The 15,538-nt window shown below is 48.3% G+C and carries 16 protein-coding genes and 2 other annotated features; of the genes, 12 read left to right on the forward strand and 4 right to left on the reverse strand.

What is annotated here, in order from left to right:
- The first annotated feature begins 104 nt into the window (after positions 1 to 104).
- Together MHI54_RS11420 and MHI54_RS11425 are read left to right on the forward strand one after the other, a co-directional pair.
- Complete coding sequence (locus MHI54_RS11420; protein ID WP_340081498.1) at positions 105 to 1,682, forward strand: bifunctional UDP-sugar hydrolase/5'-nucleotidase; 1,578 nt, start codon at positions 105 to 107, stop codon at positions 1,680 to 1,682.
- Between the two features lie 375 nt (positions 1,683 to 2,057).
- A complete protein-coding gene (locus MHI54_RS11425) occupies positions 2,058 to 2,945 on the forward strand; it encodes a 3D domain-containing protein (protein ID WP_095214268.1) in 888 nt (295 codons plus the stop codon).
- 66 nt (positions 2,946 to 3,011) lie between these two features.
- Here MHI54_RS11425 and MHI54_RS11430 read toward each other — a convergent pair whose 3' ends face one another.
- The gene (locus MHI54_RS11430) at positions 3,012 to 3,170 is read right to left on the reverse strand and encodes a hypothetical protein (RefSeq protein ID WP_158221445.1); all 159 of its coding nucleotides are present in this window, start codon (positions 3,168 to 3,170) and stop codon (positions 3,012 to 3,014) included.
- Positions 3,171 to 3,279: 109 nt separating this feature from the next.
- On the opposite strand from MHI54_RS11430, the gene MHI54_RS11435 reads away from it, so the two are divergent.
- From MHI54_RS11435 to MHI54_RS11480, 10 genes are all read left to right on the forward strand, one after another.
- Entirely contained in the window at positions 3,280 to 4,431 is a 1,152-nt protein-coding gene (locus MHI54_RS11435; RefSeq protein ID WP_095214267.1) for a DEAD/DEAH box helicase, read from the forward strand.
- A 54-nt stretch (positions 4,432 to 4,485) separates the two neighbouring features.
- Positions 4,486 to 4,697 (forward strand) — a binding site (T-box leader).
- Between the two features lie 25 nt (positions 4,698 to 4,722).
- Positions 4,723 to 4,966, forward strand: a binding site (T-box leader).
- Positions 4,967 to 5,032: 66 nt separating this feature from the next.
- Positions 5,033 to 6,436, forward strand: a complete 1,404-nt coding sequence (trpE, locus tag MHI54_RS11440; RefSeq protein ID WP_340081499.1) for an anthranilate synthase component I — start codon at positions 5,033 to 5,035, stop codon at positions 6,434 to 6,436.
- Entirely contained in the window at positions 6,417 to 7,019 is a 603-nt protein-coding gene (locus MHI54_RS11445; RefSeq protein ID WP_095214266.1) for an aminodeoxychorismate/anthranilate synthase component II, read from the forward strand. The genes trpE and MHI54_RS11445 overlap by 20 nt, the downstream gene beginning before the upstream one ends.
- Entirely contained in the window at positions 7,000 to 8,016 is a 1,017-nt protein-coding gene (trpD, locus tag MHI54_RS11450) for an anthranilate phosphoribosyltransferase (RefSeq protein WP_095214265.1), read from the forward strand. The genes MHI54_RS11445 and trpD overlap by 20 nt, the downstream gene beginning before the upstream one ends.
- Positions 8,013 to 8,795, forward strand: coding sequence for an indole-3-glycerol phosphate synthase TrpC (trpC, locus tag MHI54_RS11455; RefSeq protein WP_340081502.1), 783 nt, complete (start codon positions 8,013 to 8,015; stop codon positions 8,793 to 8,795). The genes trpD and trpC overlap by 4 nt, the downstream gene beginning before the upstream one ends.
- The gene (locus MHI54_RS11460) at positions 8,792 to 9,400 is read left to right on the forward strand and encodes a phosphoribosylanthranilate isomerase (RefSeq protein ID WP_198946007.1); all 609 of its coding nucleotides are present in this window, start codon (positions 8,792 to 8,794) and stop codon (positions 9,398 to 9,400) included. Before trpC ends, MHI54_RS11460 begins: the two co-directional genes overlap by 4 nt.
- A gap of 4 nt (positions 9,401 to 9,404) precedes the next feature.
- The gene (gene trpB, locus MHI54_RS11465) at positions 9,405 to 10,610 is read left to right on the forward strand and encodes a tryptophan synthase subunit beta (RefSeq protein ID WP_340081503.1); all 1,206 of its coding nucleotides are present in this window, start codon (positions 9,405 to 9,407) and stop codon (positions 10,608 to 10,610) included.
- Positions 10,603 to 11,382, forward strand: coding sequence for a tryptophan synthase subunit alpha (trpA, locus tag MHI54_RS11470; RefSeq protein WP_340081504.1), 780 nt, complete (start codon positions 10,603 to 10,605; stop codon positions 11,380 to 11,382). The genes trpB and trpA overlap by 8 nt, the downstream gene beginning before the upstream one ends.
- Positions 11,383 to 11,531: 149 nt before the next feature.
- Entirely contained in the window at positions 11,532 to 12,431 is a 900-nt protein-coding gene (locus MHI54_RS11475) for an ABC transporter ATP-binding protein (protein WP_095214322.1), read from the forward strand.
- Entirely contained in the window at positions 12,424 to 13,674 is a 1,251-nt protein-coding gene (locus MHI54_RS11480; protein WP_340081505.1) for an ABC transporter permease, read from the forward strand. The genes MHI54_RS11475 and MHI54_RS11480 overlap by 8 nt, the downstream gene beginning before the upstream one ends.
- A gap of 59 nt (positions 13,675 to 13,733) precedes the next feature.
- Here the strand turns inward: MHI54_RS11480 and MHI54_RS11485 are convergent, their stop codons facing one another.
- The 3 genes from MHI54_RS11485 to MHI54_RS11495 all read right to left on the reverse strand — a co-directional run bounded on the left by MHI54_RS11485 (position 13,734) and on the right by MHI54_RS11495 (position 15,509).
- A complete protein-coding gene (locus MHI54_RS11485) occupies positions 13,734 to 14,162 on the reverse strand; it encodes a VOC family protein (RefSeq protein WP_095214261.1) in 429 nt (142 codons plus the stop codon).
- A 123-nt stretch (positions 14,163 to 14,285) separates the two neighbouring features.
- Positions 14,286 to 15,050, reverse strand: coding sequence for an NAD(P)-dependent oxidoreductase (locus tag MHI54_RS11490; RefSeq protein WP_095214260.1), 765 nt, complete (start codon positions 15,048 to 15,050; stop codon positions 14,286 to 14,288).
- Between the two features lie 3 nt (positions 15,051 to 15,053).
- Positions 15,054 to 15,509: a methylated-DNA--[protein]-cysteine S-methyltransferase gene (locus MHI54_RS11495; RefSeq protein ID WP_340081506.1), complete on the reverse strand. Its 456-nt coding sequence runs from the start codon at positions 15,507 to 15,509 to the stop codon at positions 15,054 to 15,056.
- Positions 15,510 to 15,538 lie beyond the last annotated feature (29 nt).

The raw sequence follows: 15,538 nt of genomic DNA on the forward strand, positions 1-15,538 counted from the left end.
GTTAACTTACTGTAATAAGAATGTAAAGATGGTTTTGTCATGTTATGATAGATAATAGCAAAAACTGTTTCAATTCAGAAAATGAGGTCGGAGGAATCAATAGAATGCCAGATAAAACGACAAATATCACACTGCTTGTCACTAGTGATGTGCATGGAAATATCTTTCCTACTACATACCGGGATCACGAACCAGCTCCTCAAGGTCTGGCGCGGACTGCTGCTTTGATCAAGAGGATCAGAGAAGAAAATGAGCATGTCTTGCTCCTTGATAATGGAGATATGATACAGGGGACGCCCATGACATATCATCATGCGAAATATAGATCTGATAAAGATAACCCAATGATCAGCTGCATGAATGAGCTCGGGTATGATGCAGCGGTGATAGGCAATCATGAGTTCAACTATGGCAGGCCGTACTTGCAATCAGCGATTCAGCTTGCGGATTTTCCTTATCTTTGCGCCAATATCCTGGATGAGGCAAAAAAGGAACCTGTTTTCGGTAAACCATATCTAATAAAGCAGATTGAGGATGTCAAACTGGCCATCATCGGTGTCACGACTCATTTCATACCGAACTGGGAGGACCCTCATCATATCGAGGGTCTTGCCTTTGAGCATGTATTGGAATCTACGAGGAGATGGGTGAAGGAAGTCAGGGAGAAGGAGCGGCCGGATGTCCTGATTGTTGCTTATCATGGCGGCTTCGAACGGGATTTGGAAACCGGGGATCCGACGGAATCACTCACTGGAGAAAATGTAGGTTATGAAATTTGCCATTCAATAGAAGGAATCGATATTTTAGTGACGGGGCATCAGCATAGGGCCCTTGCCGAAAAGGTGAATGATGTCACGGTTGTGCAGCCAGGATCGAATGGTGCATTTTTAGGTGAAGTATCGATTGCTGTCGAACATTCATATAATAGTAGGAAAAGTGTTGTATCAGAGTCGAAATTGCATGACATAACGAATGAAATAGATCCGGATGAAACGATTTTAAACCTAGTTTCTTCCTATGAAGAGGAAACACAGAAATGGCTGGACCAGCCGATCGGAAAAATAGAGGGAGATATGATCATCCACGACGCCTTTGAGACGAGGGTGAAGGAAACCCCGTTTATCGAGTTCATCAATAAAGTCCAGATGGATGCAGCCGGTGTGGCTATATCCAGCACGGCATTGTTCCATAATGCTTCACCTGGTTTCCCGCAAAATATAACGATGCGGGATATTGTCTCAAATTATATCTATCCCAACACCTTGAAAGTAATCGAAATTTCCGGAGCGGATATGAAGCAGGCGCTGGAACTATCCGCTACCTATTTCACTTTGGATGAGGAGGGACAGCTGGAGGTAAGCCGATCCTTCTTGGAACCGAAGCCGCAGCATTACAATTATGACATGTGGGAAGGAATCGAATATACATTGGATATCAGCCGTGAGGTGGGAGACCGGGTGCAAGGATTGTCCATCGAAGGCAGTCCTGTCGTGGCAGATCAAATGTATCATGTTGTCATGAATAATTACCGAGCTGCAGGTGGAGGTGATTATATCATGTTCAAAGGGAAGCGAGTGGTTCGGGAGTTTACCACAGACATGACGGAACTGATTGCTGACTACATCAGCAAGCGCAAAGTAATAGAAGCAACTTGCAATCATAATTGGCGTGTGAGCAAGTAAGGAACAGGGGCATAAACCCCCTGTTTCTTCTTTATTTGGAAAATAAAAGGGAATTGTAGGGTTGTTTTTGTAACATTTATCCTAAGAAAAGCGAAAAAACGACAATTTTTCGAGGGAAAAACGTGATTGCAAACAAAGTCAACAAGAATTTCAAACTTATATCGTTCCAATATATGGAATAAATCAAGGTCTTTTATTACAGAAAACCCCTCTAAAGCTAGGTTATCCTCGGTTTTATTACAGGAGTGTTACAGTGTGACAATAATGTTTCTGTAAGCGGAGCTTGTAATATAACCTTAAACTTCCTGTAACCCACTCCCCTTCGCCCATGTGTTAGCATAAGTCTTGTTAGAAATTTAAGGAGGTAAACGACGAATGAAAAAAACAGTCGTATCTTTAGCTACAGGACTAGTAATTGCGGGGGCATTCGGTACATCAGCATCAGCTGCTGAATATAATGTTCAAAAAGGGGACTCCCTTTGGAAAATCGCAGATAAATACGAAGTTAGTGTTAATCAGCTTAAAGAACTTAACCAACTTGATTCTGACCTAATCTTTCCTAATCAGAAATTGACTATAGATAAAGAAACAAATCAAGCAGACACATACACAGTACAAAAAGGCGATTCTCTTTCTAAGATCGCAGGGAAGTTCAACATTTCGGTAGGCGAGCTAAAAGCTTGGAACAGCCTGAATTCCGATTTGATTGTAATAGGTCAGCAACTGGCGGTGACTGGTGGCGCGGTAGCAGAAACAGCACCAGTGAAGCAAGAAGCTCCTAAGCAAGAAGCAGCTCAGCAGGAGGCTCCTGAACAGGAAGCTCCTAAGCAGGAAACAACCCAGCAAGAAGCTCCTAAGCAAGAAGAAAAGCAGGAAGCACCTGCACAAACAGAACAAAAAGCAGAACCTGCTGAACAAGAAGCAGCTCCTGCCAAAGAAGAACAAGCGGCTGCAAGCACTAGCCAGGAAGCAGCAAAAGAAATCACAGTATCCGCAACTGCATATACTGGTCAATGTGAAGGTTGCTCTGGTGTGACAGCTACTGGCATCGATTTGAATGCAAATCCGAATGCAAAAGTTATTGCTGTAGACCCTAGCGTCATTCCTTTAGGATCTAAAGTATGGGTGGAAGGCTATGGTGAAGCAATCGCCGGCGATACTGGCGGTGCAATCAAAGGTAATAAAATCGATGTACACGTACCAGATCAAGGAACTGCATTGGACTGGGGACGTAAAACTGTAACAGTAAAAGTGCTAGACTGATAAGAATACCTTGAACAGGTGGAGCAAATGGCGGTTTGCTCTGCCTGTTTTTATTTATATTACAGTTTACCCGTTAGTGTGCAGGGTAAACGCTTCATCATTTGAATTTGCAGATGATTTACCTGTTTCATTTATTTGGTGGACTTCTCCTTCCCCGCGGAAAAGGCCGATGAGACTGAAACTGATGATCAGCAGCACAAAAATGCCGATCAGCCATTTTTGCATATAATTTCCCCCTTTTTATGTGTATACTAGTATCTTACAAACTTTTTAAGCGTACATCTATGGAAATTTCACATAATAATCATGGAAAAAGTATGAAAGAGGGAACGATATGAAGCTTTTCGAGGATTTGAATATAAAGCATGAACGGCTTGACGTATTACATAAATTGGGTTTGACTGAACCGACTCCAGTACAGCAGCAGGCTATTCCCGAGATCCTGGCGGGGAAAGATGTGATTGCCAAAGCACAGACGGGTACAGGGAAGACGCTCGCATTCCTGCTTCCGATATTGGAGATGCTCGAGGCTGACAGTGCAGGTATTCAGGCACTCATCCTCAGCCCGACGAGGGAGCTGGCGATCCAGATTTATGATGAACTGGCAAAGCTGATTCATCCCGAGGAGGAAATCGGCACATTGGCTGTCTATGGCGGTCAAGATATCATCAAACAGCTCAAGAGACTGGAAGGCAGGGTGGATATCGTCGTCGCGACGCCAGGGAGGCTGCTCGACCATATGCGCCGCGGAACAGTGGACCTTTCCCATGTCCGGACATTTGTCCTGGACGAGGCTGATCAGATGCTCCATATGGGGTTCTGGCACGATGTGAAGGATGTTGCAGCTGCGCTTCCCGAAGCTAAACAGACTCTGTTGTTCTCTGCGACCATGCCGAAGGAAATCCGTCAGCTGGCGGCTTCCCAAATGCAGAAGCCAAAGGAAATCACGATCGAATCAAACAATGTGACGTTGAAGGAAATCAAGCAGATTGTCCTGGAGATGCCAGATCGGGAAAAGCGGAATACATTAAAGGTTTTATTGCAGATGTATCGTCCGTTTGCTGCGATTATTTTCTGCAGGACAAGGAGGCGAGCTTCCGAGCTGCACGGCTATTTGCGCGGGCTGGGGCTTGAATCCGATGAGCTGCATGGCGACCTGTCGCAGGCAAAACGGGAACGTGCCATGAAGAATTTCCGGGAGTATAAGACACAATTCCTTGTTGCGACGGATGTGGCGGCTCGGGGATTGGATGTGGAAGGTGTGACCCATGTCTTCAACTATGATCTGCCGGAAGATACGGAAAGCTATATCCACCGGATCGGCCGTACGGGCAGGGCTGGCAGTACAGGTCTGACTGTAGCCTTTGTTACACCGCGTGATCGACAGCAAATAAAACAAATTGAAAAAGAGACAAAACAGCGTCTGCCGCGGAAACAACTGATTTTCGGGGAAAATGGCAAGCCGGAATTACTGGATGCAGAATAATTGTCCCTTGACAAACAAAAACGAGGGTACTACAATGAATCCAACATAACTGATACGTGAGCGACGACGAAGAGTAGTAGCTTATGTGGTCACTTCAGAGAGCCGGTGTTAGGTGGGAACCGGTGTGGCGCATATGTGAATGGACTTCCGAGCACCATGGCTGAAAATGACAGTAGGCTGTGGCGGCAACTCCCCCGATAAGAGGAGCAAAGTGAGCTAGTTCGCTAGCTAACAAAGGTGGTACCACGGGTAATCTCGTCCTTTATAGGAGGGATTGCCCTTTTTTTATACGCATAATCGTGGATGAAGAGGAGTACATGCTGTTGGATTTGCACAGAGAGCCGGTTGTGGTGGGATTCCGGTCAAGTCGGCAGCATGGAATGGACTTCAGAGAGATTCCTTGAACATTAGTAGGGGAATCCGGTTTCCCCCGTTATCGGGATAGGATATCAAGGCTCATTGCCTTCGTATCCGAATGAGCGGAAAGCAAGAGCTTTCAATAGAGGTGGCACCGCGGTGAAGAACCGTCCCCTATGTACATGAATCGATTCATGTACATAGGGGACGGTTTTTTTATTACAAAAAAGAGGGAGCGAAAAAGATGAAGGTTGCAGAAAGCATACGATTTGAGAAGAAGGAATTGAACGGAGATACATTGACACCTGTCGTGATTTATAAACGGCTGGCAGGCGAGAAGAAATTTTTGCTGGAAAGTTCGGTTCATCACGCAGGAAAGGGACGTTATTCCATCATCGGTGCCAATCCATACAAAGAATTGATCGGCAGAGGACGGGAAACGCTGCTCAAGGTATCCGGTCAGGAGGAGAGGGTATCGGGGAAGCCGTTGGAGATTTTGAAAAGTCAGATAGGCGGGATGGAGCTGCCGCTTGATTTTCCTTTTTATGGCGGGGCGGTCGGTTATATGGCATATGATTCTATCCGGCAGTATGAAGCAATAGGTGATGTTCCGGAGGATCCAATCGGTATGCCGGAAATACATTTCATGTTTTATGAGGACATCATCGTGTATGACCATAAGCACCAGCAAATCACTTTGCTGGCGATTGATGGCACAGGCAGCCGGTCCAAGGATTTGCTCCGGGCAAGGCTGGAGGAAATGGAGGAGGAAATAACAGCCTACAAAGACATACCTGATGCAGTACTGCCCCCAGTCCGATTCCGGCCGGAAACGGATCAAGCGACATTCATGAAGATGGTGGAAGATGCCAAGGCATATATCAAAGCTGGCGATGTATTCCAAATAGTGCTTTCCCAGCGGCTGACAGCGGAATTTGATGGAGATGCTTTCAGCTTCTACCGGAAGCTGCGAGCCAGCAACCCTTCACCATATATGTTTTTCCTTGATTTTGAAGACTATATCGTATTGGGTGCTTCGCCTGAAAGCTTGATCAAGGCAAGCGGCAATGAAGTGACGGCTAACCCGATTGCGGGATCGAGGCCGCGCGGAAAGACGCTGGCGCAGGATGAGCAGCTGACGGATGAGCTTTTGGCGGATGAAAAGGAGCTGGCAGAGCATCGGATGCTTGTCGACTTAAGCCGCAATGACCTGGGGCGTGTGTGTAAGGTGGGAACCGTAGAGCTGACCAAATATATGGCAGTGGAAAAGTATCAGCACATCATGCATATCGTTTCCGAGGTACGGGGAGAGCTGGCTGATGGCATGTCTGGATTGGATGCACTGATAGCTGCCCTTCCAGCCGGGACGGTATCCGGTGCCCCGAAAATACGGGCAATGGAACTGATCAATCAATTCGAAAGGAAAAAACGGGGCCTTTACGCTGGGGCAGTCGGTTATATCAATATGAATGGCGATCTTGATCTGGCGCTGGCAATCCGGACGATGATCGTAAAGGATGCTAAAGCATATGTACAGGCGGGAGCCGGTCTTGTATATGACTCCGATCCGGAGACGGAGTATCACGAAACGCTGCATAAAGCGAAATCTTTAACGGAGGTTGGTTCACATGATCCTGCTGATCGATAATTATGATTCTTTTACGTATAACCTTTTCCAATACATGGCGGAACTTGGCGAAGAGGTCAAAGTTGTCCGGAATGATGCGGCCACGATCCGGGAAATCGAAGTGCTGGATCCAGAGGCAATCATCATTTCACCTGGACCAGGCAGACCGGAGGATGCCGGTATTTGTATCGAAGCCATCCGGTACTTTGCCGGCAGGATTCCAATCCTTGGCATCTGTCTCGGGCACCAGGCGATAGGCGCAGCCTTCGGGGCAGATATCGTCCGGGCTGGCCAAATCAAGCATGGCAAGACATCGACACTTCGTTATGTAGGGGAACCAGCCATCGAGCACATCATCAAAGATCTGCCCATCATGCGCTATCATTCCCTCGTCATTGATAGACGCACTGTTCCGAATGAATTGGCAGTCATTGCTTATGCAGAAGATGACGAGGAAATCATGGCTGTCCAGCATAGCCGTTATCCTGTTCATGGATTGCAGTTCCATCCAGAGTCCATCGGGACCGAAGCGGGCAAGGAGATCGTGAAGTATTATATTCAACTCATGAAAGAAGGGGAAAGTAATGGAACCATTATTGGCTAAGCTTGCAAATACAAAGGCTTTGACGTATGCAGAAGCATTGCAGGCATCACGTGAATTGCTGGATGGCAGCATGCCGGATGCTGTAGCAGGAGCCTTCCTTTCCATGCTGCAAACCCGCGGGGAAACAGCCGATGAAGTGGCAGGCATGGTGGCGGCGATCCGGGAGAAAGCGCAGATCATCCCGCTTCAAGCAGCCGATGTGATGGATAATTGCGGTACAGGAGGCGATGGGTCGCAGAGCTTCAATATCAGTACGACAGCAGCCTTTGTCATTGCAGGTGCCGGCATCACGATAGCCAAGCATGGCAACCGCAGTGTATCCAGCAGAACCGGCAGTGCGGATGTACTGGAGAAGCTGGGTATCCCATTGTATTTGCCTGCTGAGGAGATGACGCATCTGCTTGAAGAGAATGGCATCGCTTTTCTGTTCGCGCCGCATGTACATCCAGGTTTGAAGCAGGTGATGCAGCTTCGCAAAGTGCTGCGTATTCCGACGATTTTCAATTTGATCGGGCCATTGACGAATCCGGTTCGGCTTGATTCACAGCTGCTCGGCATTTATCGTCGCGACATGCTGGGGATGATGGCAGAAGCTCTTGATAAGCTGGGGCGCAAGCGGGCAATCGTCATCAATGGTGCGGGGTACATGGATGAAGCATCATTGGCAGGAGAGAATCATCTTGTTTTGCTTGAGGATGGCAAGCAGGCAGCCTTCACTCTCCATCCGGAAGAAGTCGGCCTGCCGGTATATCCGCTTGAAGCGATCAAGGGCGGCGATGCAGCTGAGAATGCAGATATCCTGCTGCGTGTATTGAACGGAGAAGCTGGCGTCCACAGGGATACGGTCCTATTGAATGCAGGTCTGGGCATCTTTGCCAATGGCAAGGCAGCCTCCATCCAGGAAGGGATCCAGCTTGCCAAGGAAAGCATTGATAGCGGGGCGGCAAGACAGAAGCTGCAGTATTTGATCGATTATAAAAAGGAAGTGACACCATGACATTTTTGGCAAAAATACTAGAAGAAAAACGAACAGAAATCAGCTTCCTGAAGCAAACCTATCGTCCGACGGCAGCGCAGCGTCAGCCGATTTCCCTATATGAACGATTCCAGGAGCAGGAACAGCTTCAAATCATTGCCGAAATCAAGCGTGCTTCGCCTTCCAAGGGTATGATCAATCCCGATGTGGTGCCAGCGGATCAGGCTGCAATGTACGAAGCGGCAGGAGCGGGAGCCATTTCCGTCTTGACTGATACACCGTTCTTCAAAGGTACGATGGACGATTTGGCAGCTGTCCGGGAAGCGGTCGAAATCCCGATATTGAATAAAGATTTCATCCTTGATGAAATCCAGATAGACAGGGCTGCGGATTATGGTGCCGATGTGATACTGCTCATCGTTGCAGCTTTGGAACAGGAGCGGCTGCATGCTCTTTATCGGTATGCGGCATCGAAAGGGCTGGATGTGCTGACAGAGGTGCACAATGAAGGGGAATTGGCACAAGCGCAGGAACTCGGGGCAAGGATTATTGGTATCAACAACCGGAACTTGAAAACCTTCGAAGTTGACTTAGGCGTGACAGAGCGACTGCTCAAAAAAATCGATACCTCGGCTACACTTGTCATCAGTGAAAGCGGCATGGCGGTACCGGAAGATGCAGCTCGCGCAGCAAAGGCAGGTGCAAGGGGCATCCTTGTCGGGGAAACACTCATGCGTGCATTTGATGTATCCTCCGTCTTGAAGTCACTTCAAGTTCCTGTGGGAGCTGCATCATCATGATCGTGAAAATATGCGGAATCCAATCAGTCGAAGCTGGGAAGGCTGCAGTGGAAGCTGGGGCTGACATGATTGGCTTCGTCTTTGCCGACAGCAGAAGGAGAGTGTCGCCTGAGCAGGCAGCCAGCATCACCCGACAGCTGCCGCCAAAAGTAAAAACAGTAGGTGTGTTCGTCAACGAACCGATCGAAAGTTTGCAGGATATTGCCGAGACTGCGGAACTGGACTATATTCAGCTGCATGGGGATGAAACGCCATCCTACGTCAGATCCATCAATAAGCCCGTCATAAAGGCTTTTTCAGTAGCATCGGAGGATGACTTGCAGCTGCTGGCGGCATATCCATGTGATTATTATCTGCTGGACAGTCCGGCGGAAGCATACCGCGGAGGTAATGGTACCACGTTCGATTGGTCGCTGGCAAGCTCCGACGCAATTCCGAGGGAAAAGCTTTTCCTGGCAGGAGGATTGCATGCCGGGAATGTACAGCAGGCCATCCGGGAAGTGCATCCTGCAGGAGTCGATGTCAGCAGCGGCGTGGAGACGGAAAGACAAAAGGATCCAGTTAAAATACAGCAATTTATTACAGCGGCAAAGAGAGGGAAGTGAAAAAATGGCTATTTATCCGACAGAAACAGGACTTTACGGCAGTTTTGGCGGCCGATTTGTACCGGAAACATTGATGCCGGCCATCTTGGAGCTCGAGCAGGCATTCCAAAAAGCAAAGACGGACCCAGCCTTCCAGGAAGAGATGCGTTATTATCTAAAGCAATACATCGGCCGGGAGACACCGCTTTATTATGCAGAGCGTCTTTCGGCGTCCCTGGGCGGTCCGAAAATCTATTTGAAACGGGAAGACCTCAATCATACAGGTGCCCATAAAATCAATAATACAATCGGCCAGGCGCTGCTGACACAGCGGATGGGCAAGAAAAAGGTCGTCGCGGAAACAGGGGCCGGCCAGCATGGTGTGGCCACTGCGACAGTCAGTGCCCTGCTTGGATTGGAATGCATCATCTTCATGGGAAAGGAAGACGTCAGAAGGCAGGCTTTGAACGTTTATCGTATGGAGCTGCTTGGTGCGCAGGTCGTATCCGTCGATCAAGGGAACGGTACACTGAAGGATGCTGTAAATGAAGCGATGCGTTACTGGACGGCAAATGTCGAAGATACGCATTATATCTTCGGCACGGCTGCTGGTCCGCACCCGTTCCCGCAAATCGTCCGGGACTTTCAGCGTGTGATCGGTGATGAAACGCGCAAGCAGATCCTGGAAGCGGAAGGAAAGCTTCCGGAAGCGATTGTTGCCTGTGTCGGCGGCGGAAGTAATGCAATCGGCATGTTCTATCCATTCGTGGAGGATAATGAAGTGAAAATGTTTGGTGTGGAAGCTGGCGGTAAAGGGCTGCCGACAGGACAGCATGCAGCTTCCCTTTCCGAAGGGAAAGCTGGCATCCTGCATGGATCATTATCCTATCTTCTGCAAAATGAGGACGGTCAAGTGCAAGAGGCTCATTCCATTTCTGCCGGATTGGATTACCCGGGTGTCGGACCAGAGCACAGTTATCTGAAGGATACAGGGCGCGTGACGTATGATGCAGTCACCGACGAGGAAGCGCTGGGGGCAGTACGGCTTCTGTCCAGGACAGAAGGAATCATACCGGCATTGGAAAGCGCTCATGCAGTGGCATATTGCAAAAAGCTCGCACCGGCGATGAAGAAAGAGGATGTGCTGGTTGTCTGCTTGTCGGGACGCGGTGACAAAGATGTAAATACAATCAGGGAAGCACATGAGACAGGAGGGGATCGGCATGAGTAAAGCAAAGCTGGATACGGCATTCCAAACAGCGGCGGATGCTGGGGAAAAAGCATTCGTACCTTATATCATGGCTGGTGATGGCGGCTTGGACAGCCTGAATGAACGCATTCGTTTCCTAGCTGAATGCGGCGCTACAGCAATCGAGCTGGGACTGCCGTTCTCAGATCCGGTTGCTGACGGCCCGACGATCCAGGCAGCAGGCATACGTGCATTGGAAGCTGGTACGACGGTTCAAGCGGTTTTGAATGAGGTGGCAAAGGAGAAAGCGGGCCGTACCGTGCCTCTTGTCATCATGACTTATTTGAACCCAGTCTTTGCTTATGGAGTGGAAGCTTTTGCGTCCGCTTGTGCGGAAGCAGGGATATCCGGTCTCATCCTGCCTGATTTGCCGCTCGAGGAAGAAGGGCTGGTAACCGAAGCACTGAAGAAGCATGACATTGCATTGATTCGTCTGGTCGCATTGACAAGCACTCCGGAAAGGATCCGGGCACTTGCAGAGCGTGCGGAGGGATTCCTTTATGCAGTGACGGTGGCAGGAACGACAGGAGAGAGAGCGAGCTTCGTCGATAAACTTGGTACGCATCTGATGGCATTGAAAGAGGTCAGCAAGGCGCCTGTGCTGGCAGGCTTCGGTGTCTCCACGCCGGATCATGTCAAGGAACTGAGCCAGTACTGCGACGGTGTGGTAGTAGGAAGCAAGATCGTCGATGCCTTGCATCGAGGGGAAAGGCAGCAAGTGAGAGATTTGATTGCATCCAGGAAGCAGGCCTGAGCATTGCTTCCTCCGGGCAGGGTCCAGGGAAAACAATTATTTCCCTGGACTCTTTTTCCATGTCATCAAATTGGGTTAATCTTGTTATCAAGTGAAACATTGCCAGCATTCATCCGTATATATAGGAAAACAGGGAAGAAAGGATGGTGCTGGTGCTTGAATTGAAAGATGTGACCAAAAGGTTCGGCAAACATACTGCTGTAGATCAGCTGACATTATCAATACCGGAAGGAGAGATTTTTGGATTCCTGGGAGCTAACGGTGCCGGGAAAACGACTACATTCCGTATGATTCTCAATCTATTGGAGAATACAGAAGGAGAAATATTCTGGCGAGGCAGCAAGATTACATACGACCAGAGCAATGAAATAGGCTATCTCCCGGAGGAACGCGGGCTTTATCCCAAGCTTACCGTGAAGGATCAGCTCGTATACCTTGCCAAGCTTAGGGGAATGGCAAAGGCAGACAGTGTCAAGGCCTTGAAGAGCTGGCTCGAGCGGTTCAATATAACAGAATATGAAAACAAAAAAGTGGAAGAGCTCTCCAAAGGGAATCAGCAGAAAATACAATTCATATCCGCTGTATTACACAATCCTCGGCTGCTGATATTGGATGAACCATTCTCGGGCTTGGATCCTGTCAATGTGGAAATGCTGAAACAAGCAGTCATCGAGTTGAAACAGGCCGGGACCTCGATCATATTTTCCTCTCACCGTATGGAGCATGTAGAAGAGCTATGCCGTTACCTGTGCATCATGAAGCGGGGAAGGCCGGTCGTGGAAGGTGATTTGGTGGAAATAAAACGTTCTTTCCGTAAAAAGAACATCACCATTGCAGCAGACTATGATGTAACTTTCTTGAAAGACACAGCTGGTGTGGTGAAATATCAGGAGACACAGCAGGGATGCAAACTGCAGATTGCATCGTCGGAAGATGCCAAAACCGTTTGGAAGCTGCTGACCGAGAAAGGCTTCGTCACTAAATTCGAAGTGGGGGAACCTACTCTGAACGATATCTTCATCGAAAAGGCAGGTGAGTCCTATGCGTAAGTTTTGGATTGTATTTTCGCATACCTATCTATCCCGGGTGAAAACAAAAGGCTATATCATTTCAAGCGCAATTTTCTTACTTGCCATTTGCGGATTTTTTTATGTGCCGGATATCATCGATCGTTTTTCTGGGGACAGCGAAGATCCGGTGGTGGCGGTGATTGATGAGACTGAAAATCAGCAGCTCTACGAAGCATTGAGTACCAGTGCCGATGGATATCAGCCTATGCTGTTTGACGGCAATGAAGAAGAAGCAAAGCAGGCGGTAGAAAATGAAGAATATGAGGGTCTGCTCGTCTTGAGTCAGTCGGAGCAAAACCTGCCGCAGGCTGTTTTTTATGGGATGCAGCTGACGAATGGCACCAGCGATGATATCGAGGCACAGCTGCAGCAAATCAAAGTAGCGCAAGCTGCTTCGCAGGCTGGGGTGGATGAAGCAACCATCCAGGATATTTATACGCCTGTTTCTTTCCAGCGGGAAGCACTTGATGAGGAAGCAAAAACGGAAGAAGAACTGGCAGGATCATATGGACTTGTCTATATTTTAGTCTTTGCGCTTTATATGAGTGTCATTATTTACGGCATGATGATCGCAACGGATATTACCAATGAAAAATCCTCCAGAGTAATGGAGATATTGATATCCAGTTCCTCTCCGGTCGGTCAAATGTTCGCAAAGATTCTTGCGATTGGAATGATGGGGCTTACACAAGTCGCATTGATCACAGCTGCTGTGTATGCCATGATCCAAATCCGAGGCCAGGAACTGGGCGGAGGCTTCTTCGATTTTATCGGGATAGCCAATGCTTCACCGGTTACATTGACCTTTGCGCTGATCTTCTTTATTTTAGGCTATTTCCTATATGCCACCATATGTGCCGGACTTGGCTCGGTGGTAAGCAGGATGGAGGATGTCCAGCAGCTTGTCAGTCCGGTCATCTTTTTGGTGATGGGTGCTTTCTTCCTTTCCATATACGGACTTGGCTCACCTGATTCGCCGATCATTGTCGCTGCATCTTACATTCCATTCTTTACACCGATGATCATGTTCCTTCGCATCGGAATGCTGGGAGTACCCGCTTGGGAAATAGCTCTATCCATCGCCATTCTTGTAGCAGCAATCCTGCTCATTGCCTGGTTATCCGCCAAAGTTTATCGCGGCGGGGTCCTGATGTACGGAAAAGGCGGTTCGTTCAATCAGCTGAAGGAAGCGTTGAAGTTATCGGGTAATATAAAAAAATAAAAATTGATCAAGATAACAAAAGGCTGCCGAGACTTTCTTGGCAGCCTTTCGACTCATTATCAATGATTTTCAGCGACAGTGGATACTTGCCATGTAACGCCGAATTTATCTTTTACCTGGCCGTATAATGGGCTCCAAAATGTTTGCTGCAGTTCCATGATTACCTGGCCGCCGACGGAAAGCTTATCAAACACATCCCTTGCTTTTTCCGGTGTGCTGATGGAAACGGCGATCCCCACTTGATCACCCAGCTCAAACGGCTGTCCTGGAAATGTATCGGAAAGCATCAGGTCATTGCTTCCTATTTTTAAATGCGCATGCAAAACACGGTCCTTGGCTTCGGCAGGTATGGGATGATTCGGGTCTTCCGGCATATCACCGAAGGTTTGGATGCTCAATACTTGCGCATCCAATGCATCCTCATATAATTCGACTGCTTCTTGTCCATTGCCATTTGTGACGATATAAGAATTGATGCCCTGTACCATTTTCAACATCCTATCTGTAGTTATTTCAATCCTGTAAGATATTCGCTGTCAATGGCGGGATTCCTGTCCGCAAGCAGCAAAAAACCATCCATCAAGTCGTTGAAATTGATGGATGGTTTCGAATTATCTTCCGAAGTTCGTAAACACACCGCCGACGTAATCGGTCACATTTTCCGGTTTGACGTTTTCTATTTCGTCCCGGTAATCGTCTGGATCATCTTCGGGTTGATAACCGATTTTGGCTGCATCGCGATTGTCAAAATAATCATTATGCAGGGAAGAGACACCATAATGGACAGCTGTACCAATCCGATCTGCCTCCAGGCATCGGACGATCAGCTGATTCATATCCCTGACGCTTATCCATGTGTTCAGGTTGCGATGTTCAGCAGGCTTTTCCAAATAGCTGCCGATACGCAGGCTGGCAGTCTCGATGCCATGTTTTTGGTGATACATATTGGCCAGGTTCTCACCGAAGGCTTTGCTTGCGCCATAGTATGTATCAGGCAAATGAGGGGCATCCGGACCGATGGATTGATTGATAGGATGGAAGCCGACTGCATGATTGCTGCTGGCGAAAACGATCCTTTTCACTCCATGCTTTTTGGCTGCTTCATATATATGGTAGGTACCATTGAAATTATTTCGGTTGATTTGCTCATATGTGCTTTCGGTTGCAATACCGCCGAGGTGGACGATTGCATCCGCGCCTTCAGCAAGTTTCTCCACTTCTTCCAATACCGCTAGATCCGCCTGCCGGAAGTCCCCGAATTCCTTCAGTTCTTCGTCCTGCTTGATATCCGTCAAAACCAATTCATAATCCTGATGGATAGCTTTCACCAGATTCTTGCCGATATGGCCGGCAGCTCCCGTTACAAGTACTTTCATTTCTCATCCGCTCCTTCGCTGTTCAAATTCCAACAGCCATTCTTTTCGCCAAGGTTCCCAGCGATATCCTGAGACAATACCGTTCTTACCGATGACTCGGTGACAAGGCACGACGATGGCATACGTATTGCGTCCGACAGCACTGGCAGCTGCCCGCACTGCCCGTCCATTTCCAGCTTGTTCTGCGATTGCACTGTAATAGCTTGATTCCCCATACGGAATCCGGTTGATTTGCTCCCACACTCGTTTCTGGAAAAGGCTTCCGTTCATGGCAAGCGGCAGCTGGAACTGTGTGAGCTCCCCGGAAAAATAGGCTTGCAGCTGGGACTTGGCCAGCTGCGTCAGGGAGTTTTCGTTAGCCGAAAGTTCCTCGGCAAAGAGGATACTGGTAATGAACTGCTCCGTTGCAGTGATCTGTACATTACCTAAAGGCGTCTCGACATTACTTATATAAGACATGGCGGCCTCCTAAAGAACAAGCTCCAAAG

It is taken from the genome of Terribacillus sp. FSL K6-0262 (genome assembly GCF_037977385.1).
In the GTDB taxonomy this organism is placed as follows: Bacteria; Bacillota; Bacilli; order Bacillales; family Amphibacillaceae; genus Terribacillus.

Bases quoted from the DNA above. Each gene is read 5' to 3' on its own strand.
- trpB (WP_340081503.1), top strand. From the start codon at position 9,405: ATGGCTATTTATCCGACAGAAACAGGACTTTACGGCAGTTTTGGCGGC.
- MHI54_RS11445 (WP_095214266.1), top strand. From the start codon at position 6,417: ATGATCCTGCTGATCGATAATTATGATTCTTTTACGTATAACCTTTTC.
- MHI54_RS11420 (WP_340081498.1), top strand. From the start codon at position 105: ATGCCAGATAAAACGACAAATATCACACTGCTTGTCACTAGTGATGTG.
- trpA (WP_340081504.1), top strand. From the start codon at position 10,603: ATGAGTAAAGCAAAGCTGGATACGGCATTCCAAACAGCGGCGGATGCT.
- trpE (WP_340081499.1), top strand. From the start codon at position 5,033: ATGAAGGTTGCAGAAAGCATACGATTTGAGAAGAAGGAATTGAACGGA.
- trpD (WP_095214265.1), top strand. From the start codon at position 7,000: ATGGAACCATTATTGGCTAAGCTTGCAAATACAAAGGCTTTGACGTAT.
- trpC (WP_340081502.1), top strand. From the start codon at position 8,013: ATGACATTTTTGGCAAAAATACTAGAAGAAAAACGAACAGAAATCAGC.
- MHI54_RS11480 (WP_340081505.1), top strand. From the start codon at position 12,424: ATGCGTAAGTTTTGGATTGTATTTTCGCATACCTATCTATCCCGGGTG.
- MHI54_RS11495 (WP_340081506.1), bottom strand. From the start codon at position 15,509: ATGTCTTATATAAGTAATGTCGAGACGCCTTTAGGTAATGTACAGATC.
- MHI54_RS11430 (WP_158221445.1), bottom strand. From the start codon at position 3,170: ATGCAAAAATGGCTGATCGGCATTTTTGTGCTGCTGATCATCAGTTTC.
- MHI54_RS11490 (WP_095214260.1), bottom strand. From the start codon at position 15,050: ATGAAAGTACTTGTAACGGGAGCTGCCGGCCATATCGGCAAGAATCTG.
- MHI54_RS11435 (WP_095214267.1), top strand. From the start codon at position 3,280: ATGAAGCTTTTCGAGGATTTGAATATAAAGCATGAACGGCTTGACGTA.
- MHI54_RS11460 (WP_198946007.1), top strand. From the start codon at position 8,792: ATGATCGTGAAAATATGCGGAATCCAATCAGTCGAAGCTGGGAAGGCT.
- MHI54_RS11485 (WP_095214261.1), bottom strand. From the start codon at position 14,162: ATGGTACAGGGCATCAATTCTTATATCGTCACAAATGGCAATGGACAA.
- MHI54_RS11425 (WP_095214268.1), top strand. From the start codon at position 2,058: ATGAAAAAAACAGTCGTATCTTTAGCTACAGGACTAGTAATTGCGGGG.